The organism is Streptomyces sp. NPDC054842, assembly GCF_053611025.1.
The window spans coordinates 1-5,075 of the sequence record NZ_JBSGZN010000098.1 but is presented as its reverse complement, the minus strand read 5'-3'; the positions used below and the strand labels follow the sequence as shown (position 1 = coordinate 5,075).

The window sequence follows — 5,075 nt, the reverse complement described above, 5'->3', positions numbered from 1 at the left end:
GGCCACAATCGTGGCCGGTCCGCGCGCCTGTCTGTTCCGCTCTCCGCGGCGCGGGCGCCGCTGCGTGTGTATCTCCGCGCTGACGGGATACGCGGGTTACTGCTTCTGCAGTGCTACCGGTACGACGTTCCGGAGCCGCGCACATCGCGGACACCGGATCAACCGGCCGGGGCCGAGCCGCTCGGCCTGCTGCATCGGCAACGAAGCGGTGCTGAACACGTGCCCCTCGGCACAACGGACGACGGTGCGCTCCATCAAGTCCTCAGAGTCCCTTCCCCAAGAGCCGCGTCTGGCTGACGACGAAAGCCACATTACGGGATGAAAGAGACGGGCCGACAGGCGGCACTCCGGACCCGCCCAGACCCTCTTCCTCGCCTGCACCGTACGCCCCAACTCGGCCCGCCCGCAGCGACATCCACGCCCTGAAACGCCACGAGGCCCCGCGGCTTCGGCGCCGGGGGCCTGGCATGAGGTAGAGTGAGCGGGCATTCGACACCGGCTCAACCGGCGTCTTACGCGGGTGTAGTTTAATGGTAGAACATCAGCTTCCCAAGCTGAGAGCGCGAGTTCGATTCTCGTCACCCGCTCCACGCGAAACCCCCAGGTCGATGACCCGGGGGTTCTTTGTCGTCCGGACCGGTGAGCGGGGCGCGCACCACATCCGCACCACTTCGGCCAGCAGTACCGCTCGGCTGGCTGACGAGAGGCAGTACGGGGGCCAGCCCGCGTTCCCTAAACGCCGAGCGCAGGAACTGCTTGCGCGGCTTACCGTTGATCATTTCGTCGCGGGGGACAATCCGAGCGGGCCGTTGCCGCGTGCGGACAGACTAGGAACGTTCGCGCGCGGCCGGCGCTGGCAGGGCACTCTTGGCCATCGGCGGAGCCTGGCCGTCGGTTGGGTCCCGGACTTGCACCGGGCCGCCCCCGGACAGAGCCAGGGATGCAGCTGCACTACAGAGCTGGAATCCTCGGAAGCCGACCGCGCGCAGGTGGACGCTATCCCGAGGCACTGACAGACGGCGGCGAGGACCGTTACATCCGTGCCAGATCGTGCGGCTAACCTCGGGGATCGAGGGGCGTGTTCGGGCTTTGGGGTGTCGATCAGCTCCCGCAGCTTCTGTGCAGGCCAGATGTAGTCCCGCCCTCCCGCTCTCCTGAAGTGGTTTTGTCCGGCGTGATCACCGCGTCCACACCCGCTGGAACTCCTCGGCCGGGAGGGCCTCCAGCAGATCCTCTTCAGGGTCGATCGCTTGGTCTGTCAGGCCGCCGTGCTCGTCCTCCAGGTGCCTCCAGCTGTACCGGTGGAGCTGGCCGGCCGAAATCAGCTCACCCTCGTCACGGCGTCGATTGCCTCAGGCCTCGCGATCTGGCAGGTACGGACGCAACGCGTGAACCCAGCATGCGATGCTCGCGCTCCCAACAAGGCACCGTGCAACGGCTGAGCTCCCCGCCCGGACGACCGTGCGCAGTTCTGACCCGGCACCCCCGTCGGTCCGAAGCCGGGGCGGGCGAGAGCTGCCGGTCGTTGAGCCACCGCCCGCCCAAGCCGCCGCTATGGTTGCGCGGTCGCCGGGGAGTGGGGGAAGTCCGTGTTCGTCGTGAAGGTCGTTCTGACCGTCTGCGTGGGCGGGGCGTTCGCTGTGGCCGTCTGGACGCTGGCTGCCGGGCGGGTCCCGGTCTCCGTTCTGGGCCTCGAGAAGCTGCCCCGGCCGCGGTGGTGGGCGGTGGCCGGGTTCGGGGTGTGCGCCGGTTCCCTGACCGGGCTGTGGGTGGACCCCCGGTACGGGTCCGCGGTCCTGTCGCTCGGCGTCGGCCTCCTGAGCCTGGCGCGTAAGCCCCGGCCCCCGGAGCTGGGCGCGGGGGCCGACTCGGCCTAGGCATCCCAGGCGGTGCCCTGGCGCGTCGGACTCCGTACCGGCGCCCTCGTCGCCTGTGTCGTCACCTCTTCCGTGCGCTGGACGTGCGCGTGAGGTTGTCGGCGGACCCCTCAGTTCGTCCCCGACCTCTGGGGGCTGAGGTCGTCCGGGGCTGCCGATTTCGGCGCGCTTGGAGTCGGGCGGCTCGGATTTCCGGACACCGGATTCGGGTGCCGGCCGGGGCGTCCGTCCCGAGTCGGCGCCCAGCGGGGGTTACCGCAGGGCAGGCAGGCGTATCCAGCAGGGATGGCCGGGCTACCGCGTCCGTACGTCCGCGGGCGACCGCGTAGAAAAGACTTCAAACGGCCCGTGACCTGCGTAACACGTCGGGGCGGGACCCGGCCGGGGATCCCGCGAGGGGACCCCGCGCAGCTCCCATCCGCAGGTCACCGCGTATCCGAGGAGCGCGCCCGACCCCCGCTCCGCCGTCCCGTCCGGTCCCGGCGAGCCTTGTTGGATCTTGCGAAGTGCTGCCCTCGGGTTGGCTCTTTGGCGGGTATCGGACGCGCGGGCCGCAGCGGCCGGATTCGGGCAGGCGCATACTGGAGTCAATGACTAAGCCAGCCGCACCGAAGCGCTATCTGCCTACCAGTCCCTTCAAGGCCCCGGTCACGCCGCCTCCGAGCGAGTTCGCCGTAGGCGACCGGGTCACGCACGACATGTACGGCCTCGGCCAGGTGATCGGCATCGAGGACGGAATCGCGGTGCTCGTCGACTTCGGTTCCGTACAGAAGCGGATCATGAGCCCGTACTCCAAGATGAGCAAGCTGTAGGACCGCCCCGTGCCCGTTCACGGCACGCCGGCCTCCTGCTTGTCCCTGTCCGAATGGGAGACCCACCGTCGACCTCAACTCGCTGTTCTCCGCTCCGGAGGGAGCACCTCGCGGTTCCGCCGCGGCGTCGCCGGCCCCGGCGACGAATCCCTTCCAGGCTCCGCCCGACTTCGGGGAGGACGAGTCCGTCCTGTCCGACGATGCGTACGCATCCGGTCCGGGTACGGGCGCGCCCCATGGGCACTGATCATCCAGTCCGCGGCCGGGGCCGACCCCCGGCCCGGTGCCTGAGACACCCCCAGGTCGTGTACCTGGGGGTGTCGTGGTTCGCGCGGCCTCCGCGTCAGCCGTAGCGCCCGACCGCGGCGGCCAAGTTCCCGGCCGGACCGGGGTGCGTGACTTCGCGCCGCGGTGACCTTCGGCGTCCGCTCACCGTGCCCGTGCTCGCTCCGCCCACGCCTCCACGGACGTCGGGCCAGGTAGCCACGTGAACCGGGTCGTCGAGTAGTCGCGCCGTGAACATCCCCGGCGCCCGCATCCCGCTCACCCGCCGAGCACGGCGGCGTACCCTCCCGCGTCCCCGGGCGTACGGGCGCACCCTCCCGCGTCCCCGGGCGCACAGGCTCCCCTCCCTCCCGCCCGGGCTGTCCCACGCCCCGTGCCGGTGGCCCGCCCCGCCCCGGCTCCAGTCCCGCCGCCGCCCCGTGCCCGCGTACGTCCTCGTGCGCTCCCTCGGGGCCCCAGGACGCAACCGGCCAGGGACTCTTGCGTCCACGCTGATCGCCTTCCCCCTGCCCTGACCTGCGGCGAAAGTGGCTTCTGCCACCGGGCGCCACACCCGTCGCGACCCTCACAGCTGCACCTGCAGGGCAGCTGTCCGGGTCAGGGATGCGGTCCGCCCGCTCGACTTCCGTGCCGCAGGAGAGAACATGAAGCTGAGCAACGCCGTCCGCCGTGCCTCCGCCGCCCTCGCGGTCGGGGCGATGTCCCTCGGACTGGTCACCGTCACCGGCGAGGTTGCGCACGCCGCCGCCTCCTGCACCGGTGACGTGTCGATCTACGGCACGCTCTCGGACGGCCGGCTGACCTACACGCAGATCGAGCCGAACACCGGCGACCGCGTGAAGACGCTGACCGGCCCGGACCTCGGCTTCACGCCGAAGGCGATGGCGACCCTCAACTTCAACACCGTCCTGGTCACCTCGACCACCGGCGACCTGTACCGGGTCGACGTCCAGACGAACAACACCTCGCTGACCCTGGCCGGCGTCGTGAAGATCTGGGACGGCGGCTGGACCTTCGACAAGATGGTGTACGACGGCGCCGGCCACCTCTACGGCACGGTCGACGGCCAGCTCCACCAGTACCTCGTGTCCCAGGCCAAGCCCTCGGGCTCCGCGCACATAGGCCAGCACGTGGTCATCGACACGGGCTTCGTCCTCAAGACGCTCGCCGCGGCAGGAGACGACCGCATCATCGCCTCCACCTCCGGCGGCCAGCTGTACAGCTACAAGATCGACGGCGTGAACGACTGGACGCGCGCCACGCTCAAGAGCGACGGCTGGTCCGCGGTCGACTCGCTCACCTCCCCCGGCGGGGGCCTCTACTACGGCCGTACGAGCGGCGGCATGTACTGGTACCACGACGTCGACCCGACGGACGGCGACGGCTCCGACATCGCCTACCACCCCAACGACCCGGTGGACGCCTCCGGTTGGACCCAGACCCTGCTGTCGGCCTACGCGAACAACTGCGCCTACGTGCCCCCGGCGCCCACCGCCACCACCGGCGAGAAGATCGCCAAGGTGGCCAACGCCCAGGTCGGCAAGAACTTCTACGACTTCGACTTCCACTACAACAACGCCTGGTGCGCGGAGTTCGTGCGCTACGTGTGGGCCAACGTCGGCGTGAAGACCACCGGCGTCACCCCGGAGGCCGGCAGCCTCTACACCTACGGCCAGAACAACGGCACCCTGCACAGCACCCCGAAGGTCGGCGACGCCGTCGTCTACGGCTACCACGGCGGCGGGGACGCCGACCACGTCAACCTGGTGGTCGCGGTCAGCGGCGACTACGTCACCACCGTCGGCGGCAACGAGAGCGACATGGTGAAGAAGACCACGTACAACTGGAAGACCAACAACAACCCGCTCAACGCCGGTGACATCGCGGGCTTCATCTCCCCCGTGGACTGAGCGGACACGAGAAGAGGTGGCGCCCCGGGCGAGGGGCGCCACCTCTTCGCGTTGCGGCGGCGGAATGCGGTCGTGGGCGCCCCCCGGGGGGGCACCACCCCCGGCGGGGGGGGGGCGGCCGCAGGCCAACCCCGGGGGGGGGGGGGGCCGGGCGGGGCCCCGCCGGCGGGGGGGTGGGGCCGGCCCCGCGC

The 5,075-nt window shown here is 70.5% G+C and carries 3 protein-coding genes and 1 tRNA gene; all 4 read left to right on the top strand.

Annotated features, from left to right (window positions below; genetic code table 11):
* Positions 1-516 precede the first annotated feature (516 nt).
* The 4 genes from ACWGIS_RS36185 to ACWGIS_RS36170 all read left to right on the top strand — a co-directional run bounded on the left by ACWGIS_RS36185 (position 517) and on the right by ACWGIS_RS36170 (position 4,884).
* A tRNA-Gly gene (locus tag ACWGIS_RS36185) sits at positions 517-590 on the top strand.
* Between the two features lie 999 nt (positions 591-1,589).
* Positions 1,590-1,877 carry a hypothetical protein gene (locus ACWGIS_RS36180; protein ID WP_453366764.1) on the top strand — a complete coding sequence of 96 codons (288 nt, stop codon included), beginning with the start codon at positions 1,590-1,592 and terminating at the stop codon, positions 1,875-1,877.
* 590 nt (positions 1,878-2,467) lie between these two features.
* Complete coding sequence (locus ACWGIS_RS36175) at positions 2,468-2,689, top strand: hypothetical protein (RefSeq protein WP_453366763.1); 222 nt, start codon at positions 2,468-2,470, stop codon at positions 2,687-2,689.
* A 929-nt stretch (positions 2,690-3,618) separates the two neighbouring features.
* Positions 3,619-4,884 carry a CHAP domain-containing protein gene (locus ACWGIS_RS36170; protein WP_453366762.1) on the top strand — a complete coding sequence of 422 codons (1,266 nt, stop codon included), beginning with the start codon at positions 3,619-3,621 and terminating at the stop codon, positions 4,882-4,884.
* Positions 4,885-5,075: the final 191 nt, after the last annotated feature.

Coding starts and splice junctions, on each gene's coding strand:
- ACWGIS_RS36175 (WP_453366763.1), top strand. CDS start 2,468: ATGACTAAGCCAGCCGCACCGAAGCGCTATCTGCCTACCAGTCCCTTC.
- ACWGIS_RS36170 (WP_453366762.1), top strand. CDS start 3,619: ATGAAGCTGAGCAACGCCGTCCGCCGTGCCTCCGCCGCCCTCGCGGTC.